The sequence below is a fragment of the Sphingobium sp. DC-2 genome, assembly GCF_000722555.1.
GTDB classification, from domain to species: Bacteria; Pseudomonadota; Alphaproteobacteria; order Sphingomonadales; family Sphingomonadaceae; genus Sphingobium; species Sphingobium quisquiliarum.
In genome coordinates, this window is sequence record NZ_JNAC01000159.1 from 1 (window position 1) to 709 (window position 709).

Here is a 709-nt window from a genome sequence, read left to right on the forward strand (position 1 = left end):
CAGGCTCATAACCTGAAGGTCGTAGGTTCAAATCCTACTCCCGCAACCAACGTCGGTATAACTCCGGGAAGCAATGTTATACCAACAGGGGAAGCCAGCCCCCGCAACCAACGTCAGTATAATTCAGAAGATTGTTATACTGACGGGGCATCGGGTCCCCGCAACCAACGTCAGTATAACTCTTTAGTGATAACAATCTAAAGCTTCCAAATAGCCTTATAGCTCGAAGAACGGGATGTTCGTTGATAGGGTGACGGCGAGAACCTCAGCAGCCTCATTGACGCGAGGTGCCGGCCTATTGTAGCCATCCGGTGAAGCTTACGACTACCCACAAGTCGTTAGTTCGGTACCGCTCTGGATATCGAGGTGCCTTAGAGCGTGTTTGAGAAGGATTCCCAAGGCGGCTTTGGCATGATTCATAGGGCGTCGGACCAACGACGCGAGCCGCCGCCCGATGCCGAAGAGAAAGCCGCCAGTGAGGCGGCGCTACGATACCGATCTGACCGACGGCCAGTGGGACCTGATCGCGCCCATGATCCCGGATGCGCGGCTCGGCGGGCGACCGCGAAAGGCCACCTCGCGCGAGCTGGTCAACGCCGTTCTCTACTTCCTTCGGGCGGGTTCTGCCTGGAGGCTGCCGCCGCATGACCTGCCGCCGTTGTCAACGGCGGTCGGATTTTAGGCCAGCGCGGCGGAGTAAAAGCAGGCC

1 protein-coding gene is annotated in these 709 nt (G+C 57.8%); it reads left to right on the plus strand.

Annotated elements, in window-relative coordinates; translation table 11 throughout:
- Window positions 1-454: 454 nt before the first annotated feature.
- Window positions 455-682, plus strand: coding sequence for a transposase (locus ET21_RS0123455; protein ID WP_081856856.1), 228 nt, complete (start codon window positions 455-457; stop codon window positions 680-682).
- Window positions 683-709: the final 27 nt, after the last annotated feature.

Excerpts from the sequence above, each read along its gene's own strand:
- ET21_RS0123455 (WP_081856856.1), top strand. The coding sequence starts at position 455 with ATGCCGAAGAGAAAGCCGCCAGTGAGGCGGCGCTACGATACCGATCTG.